Origin of the sequence: Halomonas sp. KHS3 (genome assembly GCF_000830495.1) — a bacterium.
Classification (GTDB): domain Bacteria; phylum Pseudomonadota; class Gammaproteobacteria; order Pseudomonadales; family Halomonadaceae; genus Vreelandella; species Vreelandella titanicae.
Genome location: NZ_JWHY01000001.1, coordinates 83,445 through 104,502 on the forward strand (window position 1 = coordinate 83,445; position 21,058 = coordinate 104,502).

Consider the following 21,058-nt stretch of genomic DNA (forward strand, 5'->3'; position numbering starts at 1 on the left):
GCTTAGCCCTCCGCAGCCCGGCCCTTCTGCGGGAAGAGTCCACGCGGGCGTTTTTGAATGAATAGGATGATGAAGACCAGCACGATAATTTTGGCCAATACCGCGCCTGCCCAGGGTTCCAGCACCTGGTTAATGACCCCCAGCGATAGCCCGGCCACCAGCGTGCCCCACAGGTTACCCACGCCGCCGAACACCACCACCATGAAGGAGTCGATGATGTAGTTCTGCCCCAGGTTGGGGCCGACGTTGGTGAGCTGGGAGAGCGCAACTCCGGCAAGCCCGGCTACACCGGAGCCCAGCGCGAAGGTCATGATATCCACACGAGTGGCACGAATGCCCATGGAGCGTGCCATGGCGCGGTTCTGCGTGACGGCACGCACCTCGAGCCCCAGCCGCGTGCGGCGCATGATCAGCATCAGGCCGGCAAACACCACCAGCGCAAAGCCGAGCACGTACATGCGGTTTAGCGTTAATGAGAGTGCATCGTTAACCACCAGTGAACCGCTCATCCACTCCGGGGTAATCACGGTGCGGTTAAGCGGTGAAATCACCGTGCGCACCAGCTGCTGCAGAATCAAACTGATACCAAAGGTCGCCAGCAGCGTCTCCAGCGGACGGCCTTTGAGGAACTGGATAACACCGCGCTCGATCGCCACACCAGCCAAAGCGGCGACCATAAAGCCCGCGGGAATCGATAGAATCAACGCCAGCCCAGGCTGGCCGGGCAGCAGCTGCTGCATCGCCCAGGTGGTGTAGGCGCCCAGCATCATCAGCTCGCCGTGGGCCATGTTGATCACGCCCATGACCCCGAAGGTGATCGCTAGGCCAATGGCCGCGAGCACCAGCACTGAGCCGAGGCTCAAGCCGAAATAGAGCGTTTCCAGACCACGATTGATTTTGAGCTGCTGCTCAATGCCCGCCAGAGAAGCGGCAGCGGCATTGGCGACGACGGGATCATCACTATTGGCTGCCCGGCTCAATGCCACGCGGGAGCGGGGGTGAAGGCTGCCGTCCAGCGCTTCGATCCCGGCCATTTCACCTGCTTCGGCGCGGTAGATCGCCACGGCTTGGGTCAGCCGATAGCGCACCTGCTCGTCCTCTTCCTGTTCGATCAAGTCGTCGAGGGTGGGCACCAGCTCACCATCTACTTCACCTAACAGGCGCTCGGCCGAGGTGCGGCGGCGCTCCACATTAGGCGAGTAGAGGTCAACTACCGCGATGGCACTGCGCAGTTGATTACGTAGGTTGTTGTTGATGCCGATACGCTCCAGATCACGACGGGACATCTCGCCCAGCGCTTCGCCGGTTAGGACATCGGCCACCGGCCAGTCCCGGCCGCGGTTATCGAGCACCAGCACAAAGCGGTCATCTTCGGTACGCTGCAAGCGGCCATCCAGCAAGGCCTGCAGCCAGTCTCGGGCGCGTTCGTCATCGCTTTGCAAAATGGCGGTGATCGCGTCGCCTTTGTCAGCGTAAGATTCAACGTCCAGCGCCTCTAACAACTCGAGCGCGGCGTCATCGTCGGCAGTATTCGTGGAGCTCGTTTGTGCTTGGGCGGTCACTGTGATGCTTAACAACAGTAGGCACAGCAGCCCTAAGGAAAGGAAACGCCTCATGGGGTTCTTCCTTTGGTTATCTAAGAGGGTAACTGAATATATCGGTGCCAGCGCAGGCTTCCGCGAGGGCGCTGTAAACCCATCCTTGGGCGCTACTTTTGCCATCCATGGCAAAAGACCCTCGCTTCAGCCTGCCCTAGCACCAGCGAGCGGGCAGTTTTAAAAGAAGTTATTTCCACTGCGATAGACGTGCTTACTCAGCGAGCGCCGCTTCGGCTTCTTCTGCTGCGGTGCTGCCACCGCACGAGCCGTTCACGACGTTGAAGTTGCCGCACTCCATCGGCTTGCGCCAATCGGCAATCAGGTCACGGGAGCCAGGCAGGTAGTCAGACCAGGCGTCGCCCGCCACGGTAGACGGCGTCTGCCAAACGATATCGAACTGACCGTTGTCCTGAATCTCACCGATCAGCACCGGCTTGGTGATGTGGTGGTTGGGCATCATCGCCGCATAACCGCCGGAGAGGTTAGGTACGGTCACACCGATAATGGCGTCTTTCACCGTATCGACGTCTGTCGTGCCCGCTTTGCGAACCGCTTCGGCCCACATATTGAAGCCGATGTAATGCGCTTCCATTGGGTCGTTGGTCACTGCCATATCGTCGCCGGTGTACTCAATCCAGGCATCGATAAAGTCGTAGTTGTCATCGTTATCGACGCTCATGAAGTAGTTCCAGGCAGCCAAGTGGCCTACCAGCGGGCCAGTATCAATACCGGTAAGCTCCTGCTCACCCACAGAGAAGGCGATGACGGGAATATCGGCAGCGTCGATACCCTGGTTGGAGAGCTCGGTATAGAACGGCACGTTGGCGTCGCCGTTAACCGTCGAGATTACGGCGGTCGGTTTACCCTCTTCACCGAAGCGGCGAATTTCTGCCACGATGTTCTGCCAATCGGAGTGACCGAACGGCGTGTAGTTGACCATGATGTCCTCATCCGCAATGCCGTGTTCATCCTTGAGGAAGGCCTCGAGGATACGATTGGTAGTGCGCGGGTAGACATAGTCGGTACCCACTAGCGCAAAGCGCTCGATACCGACTTCGTTGATAAGGTATTCAACCGCAGGAATCGCCTGCTGGTTAGGCGCTGCGCCGGTGTAGAAGACGTTTTCAGAAGACTCTTCGCCTTCATACTGCACCGGGTAGAACAGCAGCCCGTTGAGCTCCTCTACGACGGGCAGTACGGATTTACGCGAAACCGACGTCCAGTTGCCGAAAATCACGTCCACTTCTTCCTGGTCTAGTAGCTCCCGGGCGCGTTCGGCAAACAGCGGCCAGTTAGACGCGGGATCAACCACCACGGCTTCTAACTGACGGCCGAGCAAACCACCGGCTTCGTTCTGCTGCTCGATAAGCATTTCGACGGTGTCTTTGAGGACGGTCTCACTAATCGCCATGGTGCCGGAAAGCGAGTGCAGGATACCGACTTTGATCGAGTCATCGTCTTGGGCGACGGCCTGGGTGCTGGCACCCATGACGGCAGCAGTGAGTAGAGCCGTCGCGAAACGGCCACGTGACAGGAATGAGAGTGAGTGTGTCGAGCGTTTTAGAATGGTCACTTGAACCTCCTTGCACCCCTTTTGTCCGGGGCTTGTTGATTGGCTTCGCACTCGGGGTTGTTGTGTTAGCTACCCCAATACGTCCACTAGCCATTAACACCTGCAAGGGGTGCGCCAGATTGGCACAAAGTTGTCTTATAGCTATCTAATCAGCCACTTAATAATCATCAGAAAATCTCGACTTTCTCAATATGCACCAAAATAAAGCGCAGAAAAGCAGCTAAAGCACCCTGCCAATGCACCAATAAGATTCGGCGCACCAATTAGATACGCGGGCTTTTAAAATACATAACAGCAACCCAGTGATTACTTATCAGTTACAGAACCACTCTTTGTTACCCGTCAAAAACGGAAATAAAAAAAGAGCGCCGACTTTCGTCGGCGCCCCGTTGCTCAACATTACTTCTTTAAGTATTTAATCGCTTTCAGGCGAACCTGAATTGGGGGTTGCCTTCATACCACGACGCAGCAGAGGGCCCACAATATAAGGCAGGATCAAGCCCAATCCAGCAAAAACCCAAAGGCCGATAGCCAGACCGCTATCCCAAAGAATCATCCAGTCGCCATCAGAGATATCCATGGCATGGCGCAGATTCTTCTCCATCTCTGGCCCCAACAACAAGCCAAGAATCACTGGCACCAGCGGAATCTCAAGCTTGCGCAGGACATAACCACCCACCCCAAAGGCCACCATAAAGTAGAGGTCAAAGATGGTGTTACTGATCGAGTAGATACCCACGAAGGCAATCATCGTGACGATTGGCAGCAAGTACATCGGCGGCACGGACAGCAGCTTGACGAAGATGCCCACCAACGGAATATTAAGGATCAGCAGCAAAAAGTTACCGATCAATAGCGCTGCGATCACGCCCCAGACGATGTCGGCATTCTGGGTGAACATCAGCGGCCCAGGGGTAATATTGAGCGAAATCAACAACGCTAAGAGTACTGCAGTAGTACCACTACCCGGCACACCTAGGGTTAGCATGGGAACCAGAGCACCGCTCGAAGCAGCGTTGTTGCCAGATTCTGGAGCAGCCACACCACGCGGGTCGCCTTGTCCAAAATAGCCTTTCTTACCCAACACACGTTTTTCAAGGGTATAGCTGATGAAGCTACCCAACGAAGCACCAGCACCAGGCAGCACCCCGGCGACAAACCCTAGCACCCCACCGCGAAAACTGGTGGGAAGAATCTCGCGGATATCTTTCCAGGAGAGCGAAAGTTTGTTGACCTTCATCTTCTCTTTACCACCGCCTGCACGCTCTTCGATGAAGAAGAGCAGCTCGGAAATGGCAAACAGACCGACGATAGCAATGATGAAGTCCACGCCTTCAAAAAGTTCGAGCACCCCAAAGGTGTAGCGCTGCACACCGGTATTGTCGATACCCACCGTGGCGATCATTAGACCAATACAGGCGGCAACCACTGTTTTGATGGGGTTTTTACCGGTAATACCGCCTAAGGTAGCGAACGCCAGCAGGAAGAGCGCAAAATATTCCGCAGGGCCGAACGTTAAAGCAAAGTTAGCCAACAATGGTGCCAGCAAGATCAAACCAATAGTGGCGATAAGACTACCGATAAAAGAGGCCACCGCAGAGATCGCCAGCGCCTCGGAAGCCTTGCCCTTCTGGGCCATAGGATAACCATCAAGACAGGTCATCATGGCCGGTTCATCGCCGGGAATATTTAACAGAATCGATGAGATACGCCCACCGTACATGGCACCCGCATACACTGACGTCAGCATAATCAGAGCCGTTTCTGGAGCGAGCCCTAAACTAAATGCCAGCGGTATCAGAATGGCCACGCCATTGGCAGGGCCTAACCCCGGCAAAGCGCCGATCAACGTGCCAAGAAAAGCACCTAGCAAGGCGAACATCAGGTTATGGGGTTGCAGAGCAACGCCAAAACCATCCATTAGGTAACCTAGAGTTTCCATCAGTTCACCTCCAGGAATGACAACAGACCCAGCGGTAAGGCGAGATCAAGTGCAAAACTAAACAGAAAGTACACGACTACTGCCGAGACTGCCCCGGTCATGTAAGCATTGAACGGCCGAGCCCCCATGCGCCAGCAAAGCGTTCCCACGGCAAGCGTAGTGCTAATAATGAAGCCCAGCGGCTGAAGCAGCATGGCGTAAAAGATCAGCACCACCACGGCGATGATTAGCTCGACACCCGTACGGCTCCAAGGCCAGGCGTTGTCGGGATCAGGGCGTACAATCAAATAAAGGCTGGAAATTGCCAGCACCACGGCCAGCAATTTCGGAAAAGTGTCAGGGCCGACGGCTTCGGCCCCACCAAACGGCTCCGGGAACTGAGTCGCGGCCCAGCCGTACGCAACGGCCAGGACGATCATCAAGACCCCAAAGATGCGGTCATTGAAAGTCATTACTGAATCAATCCAATATCTTTAGAGAGCTGTTCAATGTCACTGATCTGGTTGAGTACAAACTCTTCAAACTCACCAGCGGTCATGTGGAAAGGCATCAAACCGTTTTGAGCCATGACATTCTGCCACTCTTCACTCTGGTAAATAGTGTCCATGGCATCGGTCCAATACGCTTTAGCTTCTTCGGAGACATCCGCAGGCATATAAAAGCCGCGCCAGTTGGGGCCAAGGGCGTCGATGCCTTGCTCGCGTGCGGTGGGGATATCAGACAGGTCACCCGGTAGGCGCTCTTCGGAGAGTACCGCTAGGACGCGCAAGTCGCCAGACTCCATAAACCCTTGGGCTTCGGTGATATCACCGGTAAAGGCGTCTACGTGCCCGCCGATCACTTGGGTTAACGCTTCACCACCATTGTTGTACGAAAGGTAGGCAATACGCGGAAGATTCTCGACATCGGCTGCCTGAGCAGCAATCAACACTTTAAGATGATCCCAACCGCCCTTAGCGCTACCGCCGGCGAACTTGACACTACGCGGGTCTTCCTTAAGTGAGTCCATCAATTCATTCAGGTCATCGATCTCGGAATCAGCGGCTACGGCGATAATCCCGTAATCCGCACCTAGAGCACCGATCCAGTTGACCTGATCGGCGGTCAGCCCAGGGAATTGTCCTTGAGCCAGACGAGTCGTAGTAGCCGTGGACGCCGCTACCAGCAGATGGTCGTCACCGGCGCGCTTGCTTATAGTATGAGCAAACGCCACACCGCCACCAGCGCCAGCCATATTGATGGTTTGTACATTCGCCGGTACTAGATCAAGCTCCTGCATGACATTACCCACACTGCGGCAGGTAAAGTCCCAGCCGCCGCCTGGATCGGACGGAGCGATACATTCCACCTTACCCTCCGGTTCGAAGGCAGCGGCAGTGCTAGAGAAGGCTGTAACAGCCGCCAGTGGAAGGGCCAGCAGGGTTATATATTTAAAGGCAGGCTTGAGAATCATGGCGTTCTCCACGTATCAGTTTTGTTGTGTGATGAGTTTGTTGTTTAAAGCTTCTTATTGTGAGACTGCACGCCGCGAACGTTAGAAGACCACGCCCCTGACCGACAAGCTTGTGCGCATAAAAGACAAAATGTTCTTTATGGGCATTTTGTTCATTTTGTTCACGCCGACTTACTTATAGCATGCGCTTATAGAGAAGCCAGCCACTCGTGTGCTGCCTCCAACAGCCGATAGCGGCGCTCAGGCCGCCCTACATCACCATAGCCCAGCTCAGCACTCACCGCCTGCTCGGCAACTAAAAACTCTAAATAACGGCGGGCGGTTGAGCGACTGGCACCCATGATGCGCGCCATCTGCATGGCGGTGAGCGAGTCGGGTGCGTCGGCCAGGGCATCAATCACCCGGCGCAGCGTCAGCCGATCAATACCTTTAGGCAGGGTTTGGCTTTTAGCACGCAACGGCTCGCCGGGCTTCAGGCGCGCCAGCACGGAGTCCAGTTCATCCTGATTCATCTCGGCACGGTTGGCCAAGGCTTCACGCTCGCGACGAAAGCGGGTCAGCATTTGGGTCATGCGTGTGGCTTCAATGGGCTTAATAAGGTAGTCAAACACCCCACCACGCAGCGCCTCGCTGATGGTTTCCACTTCTCGTGCGGCGGTGACCATGACGATATCCACATGCACATAGTCGCGGCGAATCGCCCATAGCAGCTCCAAGCCTTCAACATCAGGCAGGTAGGCATCGAGCAAGATCAACTGGATGTTGGTGGCCTGCTCCGCCATGATCGCCTTGGCTTCGCTGCCGTTGCGCGCCATGCCCACCACATAAAAGCCGTCGCTCTGTTCAATGAAGGCCCGGTGGATATCGGCAATGCGAAAATCGTCTTCAATGACCAAAATGCCGTACTGCCCATCAGACATTGCGTTCCCCCTAGCCGTTGTGTTCACTGTTTTTAAATTTGTTGTTGAGACGGTTGTTGAGACTGCTGTTGGTCTTGCTGCGCACAGAGCGAGCGGTCGAGCACCGCGATAAAGCATGCGCCCCCCAGCTCGCTCTCCTCCAGGGTCACCGCACCGCCGTGCTGGCGACAGAGCCTGGCCACCAGCGCCAGGCCAATGCCCTGGTGTTTGCCCGTTTTGGTCGAAAAGCCTTCCTGGAAAATCGATTCGGCGAGCTGGGCAGGAACTCCGGGCCCGTTGTCCTCCACTTCGATCAACAGCTGCTCGCCCAAATCGGTGAAAAACAGGCGTACTTTGGGCGCTTTATTCGGCCCATTCAGCGCTGCGTGGCAGGCGTTGTCCAGCAAGTTACCCACCACGCTCATCATCACTTCTTGGCCGGTGGGCGTTAGCGGGCAGGAGAGTGAGCTTTGCTCATCGACTTCCAACGCTACGCCCAGCTCCCGCGCCCGGGTAAGTTTACCCAGTAGCGTACCGCTAAGCACGGCGTCGGCTACGTTGCGCATTAAAAAGCTCATCTGCGCCTGGGCGCGTTCGGTTTCCTGATGGATCAGCGCGAGGGCTTCCTCGATGCGTTCTAACTGCAGTAATCCTGAGATGGTATAGAGCTTATTGGAAAACTCGTGGGCCTGAGCGCGCAGCATATCCACATCGCGGCTGGCTTGGGTAAGCGCGTGGGATAGATCCACGATCTCGCGACGGCTGCGGAAAGTGGCCACAGCCCCCTCAATTTCGCCTTCGTGCAGAATCGGCACGCGGTTGACCACCACCGGGTGATCGCCCAGCCACATCTCCTGGTCGAACTCCTGTTCGCCGCGCCGGAGCACCTCCAGTAGCCGCGAATTGGGCACCACCTCGCGGATGGGTTGCCCCAGCAGCACGTGCTCATCGTCCAGATTGAGAAAGCGACGCGCCTGCTGGTTGACCAGGGTAATATGACCTTCCCGGTTAATCGCCAAAATGCCCTCATGGATCGACTGCAAAATGGCCTCTTTCTCCATGGCCAAGCGGGCAATTTCGTAGGGTTCCAGGCCCAAAATGACCTTTTTGAGATGCTGCGACAGCCAGTAGGCACCGGCAAAGCCTAGACAAATCATCAGCGCCACCAGCGCCCAGCCAAAGCTGTTGTAGCGCGCTACGTCCATGTCCACGCGATCCATCATAAAGCCGACTGAGACCAAGCCAATGATATTGCCCTCTTCGTCCCAAATGGGCGCTTTGCCACGAATGGCAGTGCCCAATGACCCGGTTGCCTCGGACACATAGTATTGGCCATGAATCAACGCCTGGTCATTATCGCCCCCCACCATTGGCTTCCCAATCCGCTCCGGCACGGGGTGGGAATAGCGAATACTTTGGGCGTTACCTACAACGACATAGCGCGCGCCCGTTTCATGGCGAACGCGCTCTGCGAGGGGCTGAATAATGAAAGAGGGGTCGGGAATTGAAAAGGCGTTGATAATTTGCGGCATCGACGCCACCGTTTTGGCCACCGCCAGCGCTCGCTCGCCCATCTGCTGGCTTATAATTTCCGCCTTGCGGTGATTGAGATACGTACCCTGTGCCAGTAGCATGCCTGCCAACAGCAGCCCGACTAGCAGCATCACCTGAAGGCGAAAACTGCGTTTGTACCAGCTGCGCCTTGCGCGGGTGCGGCGCCAGCGCTGCAGGTCGGCTAACGTTCGGGGGCGGGAAGCGCTCATAGGTAAACTCGCAATGCGTGACCGCGCCATTATGGCACGCGCTAGCCAACGGCGTTAATCGCCGTCACCCCAGAGTCATCGTTCGCTGATATAATGGCCTAATGCCGAAATCAAGGAGGGATGTAGTGGCGATCGTTAGATGGATACTCTTACTGGCCTGCTGGCCGCTATGGCTAACCGTGGCATATGCCAACCCGTTCTACGCCCCACCGCCCCCCCAGGAAGATGCGCCCGTATTCAGCGGCGATGCTGAACTGGGCTTTACCCGCCTCTCGGGCAATACCGATAGCCAGACGCTGATCGGTAAAACGCTGCTGACGTGGCTTACTGGTAACTTCACCTACTCGCTACGTGGTGAAGTGCGTAACGTCACCAAGGATGACGAAACCAGCGCCGAGCAGTACTTAGTCGCAGGACGCGAACGCTATGAACTGGATGGCCCCCACTATCTGTTTGGGTTTGCCCGCTGGGAGAAGGATCGCTTTGCCGGTTACGACCAGCAGCTGTCGGCGATTGGGGGTTATGGAAGACAGATTTTAGAGAGCAATACGCATCTTTTGTCGCTGGAGGCAGGACCAGGCTACCGTCATGACCGACTACGCGAACACGGCGATTATCGGTTAGCAGTGGCTTATACCGCGCTGGATTATCACTGGTTTTTTTCTGACTACGCCGATATTCAGCAGGAAATGTCGTTTGAGTATACCGACCAAAATACCACGTCTCGGTCGCTTACCGCGCTCACGGCAAGGCTCAATTCAAAGCTGTCGCTGCGCTTATCTCACGAAATCAAGCACAACTCCCAACCGCCTGACGACACCAGCGAGCGCACCGACAACACCACCAGCGCTTCACTGCTTTACCGCTGGTGAGCTGCGCACTGGCCCTAGCGATTCTGACCGCGGTGCGCCCAGCCGGTCATGCGTTTTTCCAACTGCGCAAATAGCTCGTACATCACCATCGCCATGGCGCTGATCACCAGCAGTCCGGCAAAGACCAGCCCCATGCGCATTTGCGAACCGGCGCTCATCATCAGATAGCCAATGCCCTGATTGGAGGCGACCGTTTCTGACACTACTGTGCCTACAAACGCCAGAGTAATGGCGACTTTCAGCGAGGCGAAGAAGTACGGCAGCGAGCGAGGCAGGCCCACTTTCAGCAGCACATCCATACGCCGCGCGCCCAGCACTCGCAGTACGTCTTCCATTTCAGGCTCCAGCGTGGCTAAACCGGTAGCCACGTTCACCACGATGGGGAAGAAGCAGATTAAAAAGGCGGTGAGTATCGCCGGCACCGAGCCGATCCCAAACCAGACGACCAGGATGGGCACGAAAGCCACTTTGGGAATGGCATTAAAGCCGACTAGCAGTGGGTAGCAAGCGTTATATAGAAAGCGCGACGAGCCGATAATAAAGCCCAACACCAGCCCCACGACCACACCCAATCCAAAGCCAATCAGCGTTGTCCAGAAGGTTTGCCAGGAGTGCATGGCGATAGGCCCGGAATAAGTTACCAGCGCCTGGGCCGTCTCCAAGGCACTGGGGAAGATAAAGCTGGGCACATCAAACACCCGCACCGTTACTTCCCAAATGATGACCAGTGCCACCACCGCTATCCACGGCGCCAATCGTTCGATTAACTGATTATTTTTCGTCATAAGTGCGCCTTTCATCAGGTGCTGGGGGCTTTTATTAAGTGCTGCGCACTTCGCCAATTTGAGCCCGCAGCTCCTGAACCAGATCAATAAAGGGTTTTTGGTAGGTGGTTTCCAGTGCACGGGGTCGCGGCAGCTCGATTTGACGGCGCTCGATCACTCGGCCTGGGCGGCGGCTCATGATGTAGACGGTATCGGCCAGAAACGCCGCCTCGCGCAGATCGTGGGTCACCAGCACTACCGTAAAGCGCTGCGCTTCCCACAGGTCGCGCAGCACGCACCACAGCTCCTCGCGGGTAAACGCATCCAGTGCACCGAAGGGCTCATCCAGCATTAGCAGGCGCGGCTGGTGAATCAGCGCCCGGCAGATCGATGCCCGCTGCTGCATACCACCGGAAAGCTGCCACGGGTACTGCTCTTCGTAGCCTTCAAGCCCCACGGTCTTGAGCAGCTTGCGCGCCCAGCCTACAAACTCTTCGCGCCGTTTACGAAACTGATGGCGGTAGGGTTTAACGATCTCCAACGGCAGTAGGACGTTATCCAGTGTGGTGCGCCAGGGCAGCAGGTTGGCGTTTTGAAACGCCATGCCGGAGATCTTCAACGGCCCGGTGACCGGTTCTCCATCCACTTGCACGGCACCGGTGGTAGGCGCATGCAGACCGGTACAGAGCTTCATAAAGGTCGATTTACCGCAGCCGGAGGGGCCCACGAAAGCGACGAACTCGCCTTCGTGAATACTCAGGTTGATGTCTTCAATGGCATTACCCGACGAATCATAGGCCAGGCTAACGTCATCAAAGGTGACGAACGCTGCCGACATGCTTATTCGCCCTCGGCCGGAAACAGCATGCGTTCTTCCTGGGCAGGTAAGTAGCTTGAACTAAACACCTGATCGGGCGAAGGAATTGACGTGAGGTCGTAAGCATCGGCAACCAGTTGAATCGCCTGAGCCAAGCGCTCGTCATCCACCCCGCCCACGCCATTTTCGCGCACTTCGGGAGTGTCGACGACGCCATCCAGAGCGAGTTTTAAGCGCCGCGTCTCCATTTCCACATCGATCAGGCCGTCGCGGTTTTTAACATACTCAATAGCAGCCTCGGGATCGGCAATAGTGTCACTCAGGGCGCGGTTGAAGGCACGCAGAAAGCCCTGCACGGCTTCTGGATTTTCTTCTGCGAAGGATTCACTGGCGATGATAGCGTTGCCATACAGCGGCACGCCGTAGTCCGGAAACGGCATAATAGTCAGCTCGTCTTCACTCATTCCCCGTTCTTCAAGATTGAGCAGGCTGGTGAAGTAGAAGCCAGTGATTGCATCCACATCGCCCCGGGTCAGCAGCGTTTCGCGCAGCGTAGGGTCGACGTTTTGCCACTCCACCGCGTCGGCGTCTAGATTATTAGCCGCGGCAAACACGCCCCAGGCGCGGTAGCCGGTATCGAAGGTGGGGGCGGCGATGGTTTTACCGGCTAAATCAGCCGGGCTCTCGATGCCGCGGTCTTTGCGGGCAAACACCGCCGCGGGGGTGCCGTCGTAGACGATATAGACGCCTTGGATACCGGGACCATCGGGGTTTTCGGCGAGAAACTCGACCAGCGCATTAAGATCGCCAAAGCCCATTTCGTAGGCCCCGGACGCCACGCGGTTAATCGCACCCGCCGAGCCGCTGCCGGAATCAATCTGAACGTCCAATCCCTCCTCAGCGAAGTAGCCTTTCTCAGCAGCCATTAAAAATGGCGCGGAGGGGCCTTCAAAACGCCAATCCAGCTGAAAACGTATTTGGGTATCGTCGGCGTAACTGATAGCCGGTATTAACATCAGCGCTGCCGCGCAGCCGGTGAGCAGGCGCACCGTAGAAAAACCTGGTGTTGCAGTGGGAAAACGGCGTTTAGAAGTGGAGGTCATCATCGTGATGCATACCTTGTATACAAAATATTCTTTAGCATTGCAGCAATACTGCCATTATTGATTTTTTATTTAATTTTCATGCTATTAGGTAGACAGCTAAGTGCCGCCGCCCTCCGCTATATGGCCAAAATGGTGCATTTGCCCCTGAGCAACGCACCAAGTTAAAACATATTAGACGTTGGTCTAAATTGGCGATATACTAAGCTCAGTTTCCTGTCTTGCGCCATTCCTTGAATGGCGCTTTTTTTTACCTGTTATTTGGCACGTTAACCAGCACTACGCCGCTTAACAAAAGGTGTTAATAGGCTGCTGTTTTAGCTGGCCCTCCCCCCTACAAGGTATTTAACATGAATCACCCCGCCTCTATCGGCGAAGCCCCTGACACTTACAGTTCTGGGCGGCTTTCGCTCGGCGATCCTATTGTTTTGCTCTTGAGCATCGGCTTTATCGTCGCTTTTTTGTCGCTATCACTTTACGACGTGACGCTAGTCGCTGAGTCCATCAGCAGAGGCTTCGCCTGGACGGCGTTAGCCTTGGGTAGTTACTTCCAATTGCTTCTGCTGCTCACTTTCTTTATTGCGATGGGATTGGCGCTCACACCCGCAGCAAAAGCCAAAATCGGCAACTTAGATGCACCAGAAATGAGCACGTTTAAGTGGCTCTCGATTATTTTGTGTACGTTACTTGCGGGCGGCGGGGTATTTTTTGCCGCCGGGGAGCCGGTCTACCACTTCATCGTCACGCCGCCCGCTTTTGAGAGCGAAGCAGGTACGGCGGAAGCCGTTTCCAACGCCTTGGGGCAGTCATTTATGCACTGGGGATTTATTGGCTGGGCGGTATTGGGATCGCTGACCGCGATCGTGCTGGCCCATGCTCACTATGTGAAAGGCCAGCCGTTACAGCCACGCACCCTGCTCTATCCGCTGCTGGGAGAGCGGCTAATGCGTGGCCCTCTGGGTGGAATCATTGATGCCTGCTGTGTCATCGCGGTTGTCGCCGGTACGGTAGGCCCTATTGGCTTTTTGGCTACACAGGTCAGTTTTGGCCTGCATGAAGTGTTCGGCCTTCCCAACAGTTACACCAGTCAATTGGTCATATTAGCGGTGTTAGCCAGCATGTACGTGCTTTCCGCCATGAGTGGCGTCCATAAAGGGATGCAGATGCTTAGCCGTTTCAACGTGTTCCTGGCCCTTGCCGTGGGCGGCGTGATTATGGTGTTTGGCCCAACGCTGTTTTTATTTAATAGCTACCTTTCCAGCATGGGTGTTTATATTAGTGAATTCTTCCCCATGGCGACCATCACAGCAGAAACCGCTCCCGACTGGTGGATGCAGTGGTGGACGGTATTCTTCTTTGCGTGGTTCATTGGATTTGGTCCGCTGGTGGCGATTTTTGTAGCGCGTATTTCCCGCGGCCGCAGTATCCGCGAGATGATCATCGCAGTGGCAGTTCTCGCCCCCATTGCCACCACCGTGTGGTTTACCCTGCTCGGCGGGTCGGGTATTTACTACCAAATGACGGGCGCCATTGAGCTAAGCGAGGCGCTTAATAACTTCCAGTTTGATGTCGCCACCTTGACGGTTGCCCAAGCGTTGCCGGGCGGGGCCTGGATGACGCTAGCCATTTTAGTGCTGACGACAATATTCGTAGCCACCACCGGTGACTCGATGAGCTACGCCATTGCGGTTGTTGGCGCAGGCCACGACGATCCAAGCCCTTATATACGCGCCTTCTGGGGGATCGCCATGGCGGTTATGGCGGCGGTGCTGTTATATATGGGAGCTGGTCAAATTTCGGCCCTTCAACAATTTATTGTGATAACCGCCATCCCGGTGTCGTTTATTCTATTGCCCTCACTGTGGGATGGCCCTAAAGCGGCCTACGCCATGGCCCGGGAACAGGGCATTATTGATTAAGAGAGCTGCGCTACAGTGCTTACCTTATAGCCCTTCCAGCAGGCGCAGAATCATCTGCGGCTGCTGGTTGGCCTGAACCAACATAGCAATGCCTGCCTGCTGCAGGATCTGGGCGCGCACAAGGTTGGAGGCTTCCTTAGCATAATCGGCATCCTGAATACGCGACTGGGCAGCGGAGGTGTTGATAATGTTGGTATTAAGCCCATCAATCACGCTTTCAAAGCGATTCTGCACGGCCCCCATATAGCTGCGCTGACGATCTACGCGCTTGATAGCGTCATCCATGGCCGCCAGCGGGCTCTCTGTCGCGCTTCCTTCCAAAACGCTAAAGCCCTCCAGCCCCAGCGCCTGCAAGCTCATCCCTTCAAAACGCACTGTGATGATATTGCCATCGTTAGCACCGACCTGGATATTTAGCGATTTTGACTCGTCAATCAATCTACTGCCATTGAAATTACTCTGCCCGGCGATCCGCTCAATCTCTTCTAAACGTTGATCAATTTCGTCTTGGATAGAAACAAGATCGTCGGAAGAGTTGGTACCGTTAGCTGCTTGTACACTCAGCTCACGGATGCGCTGTAGGTTGTCGTTAATCTGATTAAGCGAGCCTTCTGCCGTCTGCACCATTGATATGCCATCATTGGTGTTGCGGATCGCCTGGGTCATACCTTTGATTTGCGCCGTCATACGGTTGGCAATCGCCTGGCCGGCAGGGTCATCCTTGGCACTATTGATGCGCAGCCCAGAAGAGAGGCGCTGCATGGCGGTCTGCATGGCCTGCTGACTGCCGCGCAGATTATTCTGCACGATAAGCGACATCAAATTGGTATTTAGGCTGAACAACGCACACCTCGGGCAAAAGGGTAGCCCCCCCCAAAACCTGGAGGCTATGGCGTTACTATCGGCCTAAACGCAAAAATCATGAACACTTTTGAGGCTCAAGGCTGCGGCCACTACTCGCCAGCACTTCATCGACGGGCTTTTTCACGTAGTCGTGCAGGTAGTAACCGTCATCGACCACCTCTCCATCCCAAGCCACAATGTCTAGATCCATGGTACGTGGCCCCGATTTAATCGCTCCCCGAACACGTCCCAAACGATCTTCCACCCCTTTGAGATAAGCACGAAACGCTTCACGCTCAAGCGGTGTGCTCACCAATAGCGCGGCGTTTAGGAAGTCGGGTTGCTGCTGGTACCCCACCGGCTGGGTGCGAATCGTTTTGGAACGGGCCAACAGATCGCACTCACGGTTAATGATATCGACCGCCTGAGCCACATAGTGGTCTGGGTCGATGTTAGAACCTAAAGAGATCAAGCACTCATGCAGCGCTTCAGATTGTTTGGTAAACAACGTCGTTGGTGGCATAGCGACATCCTGTTAAAAGTGACGTCTTCTTGAATGGCCCTGTAAGCAGGACTCATCTATCAATACCTCTAAGCACGTGCCACGTGCAAGCTGTGTATAAGTTATTGACAAACGCTACACTCACGCAGAAAGTCTTCCTATACCAATAAAACAGTAGGGAACGCTTTATGCATCATCAGGCTGCTCTGGTAACCGGCGGTGCTACCCGCTTGGGCCGATTCTTCTCCGAAGCGTTGGCTGATGCCGGTTTTGATATTGCTCTACACGTTAATCGCTCCCGCAAAGAGGCCGAAGAGGTCGCCAGCGGTATCCGCGCTAAAGGGCGGGAGTGCGAAATATTTTCCTGCGATTTTTTAAACGAAGACTTAAACGACTTACTCCAGTCGGCCAAGCAGCGCTTCCCAGGGCTTAATTTGCTGCTGAACAGCGCCTCTGCCTATGAACCAGCGCCGATCTCGACGACCGAGCTGGCGATGCTGGAGACACAGTTCAGGGTCAATATGTTTACCCCGCTACTGCTCACCCGTTACTTTGCCGAAACCGTTCAAGAGGGCCAGGTGATCAATATCATCGATAATAAGGTGGCCTATCACCAGTATCCCTATGCAGCCTATTTGCTATCGAAAAAGAGCCTAGCGGAGATGACTCGTATGGCGGCACTGGAGTTCGCACCGCGCATTCGCATTAACGGCATCGCCCCTGGCGTGGTACTGCCCGCTTCCCAGCGCACTAGCGCCTATATTGAGTGGCGTATTGAAGGCATTCCGCTCAAGCGCCAGGGGCACCCCGACCACCTTGTACAAGCTCTGCACTACTTGTTGGACAACCCCTTTGTAGCGGGGCAGATTCTGTTTGTCGATGGCGGAGAGTCAATCAACCTAGAGGGGCGTCACTCGGAAAATTACTCGGCTTAAAGAACTTTACTTAAGAACTTGGCTTTAAAATTTCTTCTGCTCCAAACGCAGCGGGGCCGCCCGAAGGCGGCCCCGCTGAATGCTAAGATGAGCACCGTTTAGGTTTCATCAACATCGTCGTGGTCGGGCTTTAGATGGTCAGGTTCGCTAATCTTCTGCACGTCCTGCTGGGTGTCGCTCTTAGCAGCCGGTGTAGCCACCGCTGACTCCTCCACCTTTTTCTCTTTAGCGGTCGACTCCAATACCCGCACATGGGCAGGCGGTGGGTTGCCGTTTTTGTTATCGCCAAAGTAAAGCGTGGTGTGCGGGAAGGGTATTTCGATACCCGCCTCATCAAAGCGCAGTTTAACCAGACGATTGTAGGCACGGCCGACGGCCCACTGATCACCCGGCGTGGTTTTAATGACCACACGGATATTTACAGAGCTATCTGCCAGGGCAGTAACCCCCGCAACGGTGAGATCAGCCAGCAGCTTGTTGCCGTGCTCTTCGCTGGCTTTGAGATCCTCAAAGGCCAGTTTGAGCTGCTCAATGGCTTCGTCAATGCTCTCGTTATAGCCAATGCCGTATTCGCCCACATGGTTGCCGTACTCACGCATGTAGTTAGATACGGTATCCACACTGGAGAACGGCACGATGTGATAAGTACCGGATAGATCACGAATCCCTACAGAGCGGATACTGAGCCGCTCGGCGGTGCCCGTCACGCCGCCTACTGTCACCACGTCACCGGTGTTCATGGCATTCTCAACCTGGATAAACACCCCGGTGATAACGTCCTGCACCAGTTTCTGGGCGCCAAAACCAATCGCTAGACCAAGCACACCGGCACCGGCAATCAGTGGGCCGATATTAATGCCAATTTCCGACAGCACGATCATGCCGGTAATCGTGACCATAGCGATTGCCAGGGCATTACGAAACAGGCTGAGCAGGGTTTTTGCCCGCGCCGAGGGCTCACCGTAGCCGGTTTCCGGATTGAGCTTATGCTCGATCAGGCTTGCCAGACCCAGCCACACGGCGAGCGCCACGATCAAAATCACCGCAACACTGGTCAGGTTACCGACCAGCACGGCGCCACCTTCAGAGGCATACCAGGCAGCTAGGTCAAAGGCGCCCCAAGCGTTCAGCACCATCATGATGACCACAATCAGAATGATCGTACGCAGCACGCGAAGCGCATTGGGCACGTAGCTGTTCAAGCGCTTTTCAAGCAGCGGTAGTTTGCGCCGCAGATCGTCCGACAGGGTAATCCGACGGCCAATGGTCTGGGTAAGAAGCGAGGAGACCAATAACCCCACAACAATGGCAGCCAGGGACTTCAAGGTGGCAAACATTACAAACGGCAGCGCATCGCCAGGGCGCGTTAACGTCAGCACAAATACGATCAAGAAATAGAACAGCGCGAACAGGTGCCAGGTACGTGCAAATAGCTGCAGAGAGACGCGGCTGGCAGTCAGCGTTGATTTTGCCGCCATCTCGTTCAGGTTATCGCGCAGACGGGCGCGGTTTCTTAGCACCACAACCACCGCATAGATAAACGCCAACAGCATAATCAGCGTACCGACCGCTTGACCCAGCGAGGCCGCCACATAGAAGTTAACCAGCGGGACTACCACCATCAGGCCATAACCGACCATGCCGATCAGCCGCGCTAACCAGCGGTTCCAGTAGGAGGCTTCCTGGGCAGAGATAGGCAGTAGCCGCAGCCCTTCGTAGCGCGAAGAGAACAGCATCCGCACACCGGCTTTGAGCAGTTCAATAATCAAGAACGCATTTAAAAACAGCGAGGCACGGGTCGAGAGCTCCCCTGCTTCACCAATCGCAAAGGTGGCCAGCAGATTACCACCCACATAGGCCAAGCCGACAATCAGCACATCGATGACTGCCGCAATCGCCACGCAGAAAACCAAACGTAAAACGGGGGTTAAATTTTTACCATTCAGCGACCAGCCGCTGATTTTGGTAAACAGCGGCTTAGCCAACCGCCGAACAATCATAAACAGTGCAAAGGTGGCGACAATCACCATACCCAGATTAATCGCCGCACTGGTGAAGGCGGCCATATCAAAGACACTGTCGGCCTCTTGGCCAGAAAACAGACCGCCGACAATGCCTACCACTTGCTCGAATTGGCTACCCACATCGCTTACCACACGACTGGTGAGCTCAGCGAGTTGGCGTGGCAGCGAGACATCCTCCGGCGCTATCTCACTGCCTTGAGCGGCCGCTTCCGGGGAGAGTTCGGTAGCAACGCCATTGGGTAGCGCTGAGGCTTGATTGCGCAACATCTCAATCAACTCTTGCCGCGACTGCTCATCCTCTAGCAGGTTCGCCAGCGCCTCATAGGACGTAGGCGCTGCTTCTTCAGAGGATGCTGCACCATCGGCGCTGGCCGACTCACTTGGCGCGCTCTGCGCCATTGCTGGCGTGGCTATTAAGGCAATCATTGCCAATAGCCAGACACCTAGCCAGGGTAATAAACGAAGTGGCTTCACACCTAAACCTCCTTTTGGGTGAGTGTTCTGTTCAATCTAACGGCTGCTTAGTTTTACGCAAGCCAATAATAGGCAGCCCAAGTTGCTTACACTCTACACTGCCAGCGCCGCTTGTGAAAAAGTTGTACAGGTTAACATGACTTGATTAATAAGGCGTTTCACTGGCAAAGCGGTAATAGCCACTGCTGTGCTAGCAGTAACACCACCGCGTAACGCACACCTTTAGCGACCACAATCCACGCTAGCGCCCGCCACCAGGGCAGCCGGAAAACGCCGGCCAGTACAGTGAGAGGGTCACCAATAATCGGTGCCCAGGAAATCAGCAGGCTTAGCTCGCCAAAGCGATGATACCAGCGCTCCGCTCGGGCTAAGCTGCGTGGCGAGGCCGGAAACCAGCGGCGATCTTGAAACTGACGCGCATAGCGGCCCATCGCCACGTTGATCATGCTGCCGAGAGTGTTGCCCGCCGTGGCTACCGCCCACAGCCCCAGAGGCGGCTCACCGAGACACCACAGCCGCGCTAGCCACACTTCAGACCCACCGGGAAGCAGCGTGGCGCTGACCAGGGCGACAAAAAACAGGCTTAGCATAGACTCAGTGAGCGACGTTAACGGGGCACCTGCCCACCCAACTGCTGGGTTATCTCATCGGCCGTTTGGCGAACCAGCACCCCCAGGGTGAGTAAGCGATCTTCCGGGATGCGCGCCACCGGGCCAGACACCGAGATCGCCGCCAACGGCGTGCCGTGCTCATCAAACACACAGGCGGCCACGCAGTGCAGGCCAATGGCATGCTCTTCACGGTCACAGGCAAAGCCTTGGGCACGAATCTGCTCCGTTTCCATTTGAAGTGTGTCGGATTGATAGAGCGTATTGGCGGTCACTCTTGCCAACTCGCTGCCATCCAGCAGTTTGGCGCGCTCATCATCAGGCATCCACGCTAGCAGCGCTTTACCTACGCCAGAGGCATGCAGCGGCGCGCGGGAACCTAGGCGGGTGATCATGCGCATCATTTGCGGTGATTCATGCTGCGCTAAAAATACCGCCGTGACCCCATCGCGAATGCCCAAATTAGCGGTCTCGCCGGTCTCAGCGGTTAAACGGCGTAGAAAAGGGCGACTTGTGGCCACCACGTCGCGGGCTTCAAGAAAGCTATTGCCGATACGGAAGGTTTTGACATCGATTCGCCATAGGCCTTGCTCGTTCTCCTGGGTCACAAACCCCTGACTCTGCAAGGCTTGCAGCAAGCGGTGGGTGGTAGAGGGCGCCAATTCGGCCATCTCTGCCACTTCTGAAAGGGCCAACCCAAGCGGGCTGGCCGCAAGGTACTCCAACAGCGTTAAGCCACGCACCAACGACTGGCTATGGCCTCCGCTAGCTTTGGCGGTACTCGCCGGACGACCGACCGTCCTGCGTTTGGCTTCACTCACTTGGCTTTCTCCAAATAGGCACTACTAAAAGACGCTCCCAAAAGCGCTCCTACTACTTACTAAAAGCGCCCTTGCTGACGACGGCTTCCCTGAAAATACAAAGGGTGTCAGGATAACGTGACAACATGGCAATTGTCGCGTTTACGGA

General features: G+C 55.6%; 18 protein-coding genes. 3 read left to right on the plus strand and 15 right to left on the minus strand.

Features of this window, described 5'->3' with window-relative positions; genetic code table 11:
- Positions 1 to 2: 2 nt before the first annotated feature.
- The 7 genes from urtB to RO22_RS00405 all read right to left on the minus strand — a co-directional run bounded on the left by urtB (position 3) and on the right by RO22_RS00405 (position 9,228).
- Positions 3 to 1,616, minus strand: a complete 1,614-nt coding sequence (gene urtB / locus RO22_RS00375; RefSeq protein ID WP_041157265.1) for an urea ABC transporter permease subunit UrtB — start codon at positions 1,614 to 1,616, stop codon at positions 3 to 5.
- 193 nt (positions 1,617 to 1,809) lie between these two features.
- Positions 1,810 to 3,171, minus strand: coding sequence for an urea ABC transporter substrate-binding protein (gene urtA / locus RO22_RS00380; RefSeq protein WP_041157266.1), 1,362 nt, complete (start codon positions 3,169 to 3,171; stop codon positions 1,810 to 1,812).
- Positions 3,172 to 3,586: 415 nt separating this feature from the next.
- Positions 3,587 to 5,113, minus strand: a complete 1,527-nt coding sequence (locus RO22_RS00385) for a tripartite tricarboxylate transporter permease (RefSeq protein ID WP_027957903.1) — start codon at positions 5,111 to 5,113, stop codon at positions 3,587 to 3,589.
- A complete protein-coding gene (locus RO22_RS00390) occupies positions 5,113 to 5,565 on the minus strand; it encodes a tripartite tricarboxylate transporter TctB family protein (protein ID WP_027957904.1) in 453 nt (150 codons plus the stop codon). Before RO22_RS00390 ends, RO22_RS00385 begins: the two co-directional genes overlap by 1 nt.
- On the minus strand, positions 5,565 to 6,566 hold the full coding sequence (locus RO22_RS00395) for a Bug family tripartite tricarboxylate transporter substrate binding protein (RefSeq protein ID WP_051430621.1): 1,002 nt from the start codon (positions 6,564 to 6,566) through the stop codon (positions 5,565 to 5,567). Before RO22_RS00395 ends, RO22_RS00390 begins: the two co-directional genes overlap by 1 nt.
- Positions 6,567 to 6,754: 188 nt before the next feature.
- Complete coding sequence (locus RO22_RS00400) at positions 6,755 to 7,486, minus strand: response regulator (protein WP_041157267.1); 732 nt, start codon at positions 7,484 to 7,486, stop codon at positions 6,755 to 6,757.
- A gap of 32 nt (positions 7,487 to 7,518) precedes the next feature.
- Positions 7,519 to 9,228 (minus strand): sensor histidine kinase, encoded by a 1,710-nt coding sequence (locus RO22_RS00405; RefSeq protein ID WP_052475465.1) that lies wholly within the window; start codon positions 9,226 to 9,228, stop codon positions 7,519 to 7,521.
- A 101-nt stretch (positions 9,229 to 9,329) separates the two neighbouring features.
- Here RO22_RS00405 and RO22_RS00410 point away from each other — a divergent pair, with 101 nt between their 5' ends.
- Complete coding sequence (locus RO22_RS00410) at positions 9,330 to 10,100, plus strand: YdiY family protein (protein ID WP_041157269.1); 771 nt, start codon at positions 9,330 to 9,332, stop codon at positions 10,098 to 10,100.
- Positions 10,101 to 10,114: 14 nt separating this feature from the next.
- Here the strand turns inward: RO22_RS00410 and RO22_RS00415 are convergent, their stop codons facing one another.
- The 3 genes from RO22_RS00415 to RO22_RS00425 are packed head-to-tail and all read right to left on the minus strand — an operon-like array spanning position 10,115 to position 12,787.
- Complete coding sequence (locus RO22_RS00415; RefSeq protein ID WP_041157270.1) at positions 10,115 to 10,885, minus strand: ABC transporter permease; 771 nt, start codon at positions 10,883 to 10,885, stop codon at positions 10,115 to 10,117.
- Between the two features lie 34 nt (positions 10,886 to 10,919).
- A complete protein-coding gene (locus RO22_RS00420) occupies positions 10,920 to 11,702 on the minus strand; it encodes an ABC transporter ATP-binding protein (protein WP_041157271.1) in 783 nt (260 codons plus the stop codon).
- Positions 11,703 to 11,704: 2 nt separating this feature from the next.
- On the minus strand, positions 11,705 to 12,787 hold the full coding sequence (locus RO22_RS00425; protein ID WP_233975257.1) for an ABC transporter substrate-binding protein: 1,083 nt from the start codon (positions 12,785 to 12,787) through the stop codon (positions 11,705 to 11,707).
- Positions 12,788 to 13,134: 347 nt separating this feature from the next.
- On the opposite strand from RO22_RS00425, the gene RO22_RS00430 reads away from it, so the two are divergent.
- Complete coding sequence (locus RO22_RS00430) at positions 13,135 to 14,703, plus strand: BCCT family transporter (protein ID WP_041157272.1); 1,569 nt, start codon at positions 13,135 to 13,137, stop codon at positions 14,701 to 14,703.
- A 24-nt stretch (positions 14,704 to 14,727) separates the two neighbouring features.
- On the opposite strand, the gene RO22_RS00435 is transcribed toward RO22_RS00430, so the two are convergent.
- Together RO22_RS00435 and folK are read right to left on the minus strand one after the other, a co-directional pair.
- Entirely contained in the window at positions 14,728 to 15,546 is an 819-nt protein-coding gene (locus RO22_RS00435) for a flagellin (RefSeq protein WP_041157273.1), read from the minus strand.
- Between the two features lie 76 nt (positions 15,547 to 15,622).
- Positions 15,623 to 16,069, minus strand: coding sequence for a 2-amino-4-hydroxy-6-hydroxymethyldihydropteridine diphosphokinase (gene folK, locus RO22_RS00440; RefSeq protein ID WP_052475467.1), 447 nt, complete (start codon positions 16,067 to 16,069; stop codon positions 15,623 to 15,625).
- Positions 16,070 to 16,236: 167 nt separating this feature from the next.
- Here folK and RO22_RS00445 point away from each other — a divergent pair, with 167 nt between their 5' ends.
- Positions 16,237 to 16,983, plus strand: coding sequence for an SDR family NAD(P)-dependent oxidoreductase (locus tag RO22_RS00445; protein ID WP_027957912.1), 747 nt, complete (start codon positions 16,237 to 16,239; stop codon positions 16,981 to 16,983).
- Positions 16,984 to 17,081: 98 nt separating this feature from the next.
- On the opposite strand, the gene ybiO is transcribed toward RO22_RS00445, so the two are convergent.
- The 3 genes from ybiO to RO22_RS00460 form a co-directional block, all read right to left on the minus strand.
- Positions 17,082 to 19,481, minus strand: a complete 2,400-nt coding sequence (ybiO, locus tag RO22_RS00450) for a mechanosensitive channel protein (protein ID WP_041157274.1) — start codon at positions 19,479 to 19,481, stop codon at positions 17,082 to 17,084.
- A 158-nt stretch (positions 19,482 to 19,639) separates the two neighbouring features.
- Entirely contained in the window at positions 19,640 to 20,071 is a 432-nt protein-coding gene (locus RO22_RS00455) for a YqaA family protein (RefSeq protein ID WP_027957914.1), read from the minus strand.
- Positions 20,072 to 20,088: 17 nt separating this feature from the next.
- A complete protein-coding gene (locus tag RO22_RS00460; protein WP_041157275.1) occupies positions 20,089 to 20,910 on the minus strand; it encodes an IclR family transcriptional regulator in 822 nt (273 codons plus the stop codon).
- Positions 20,911 to 21,058 lie beyond the last annotated feature (148 nt).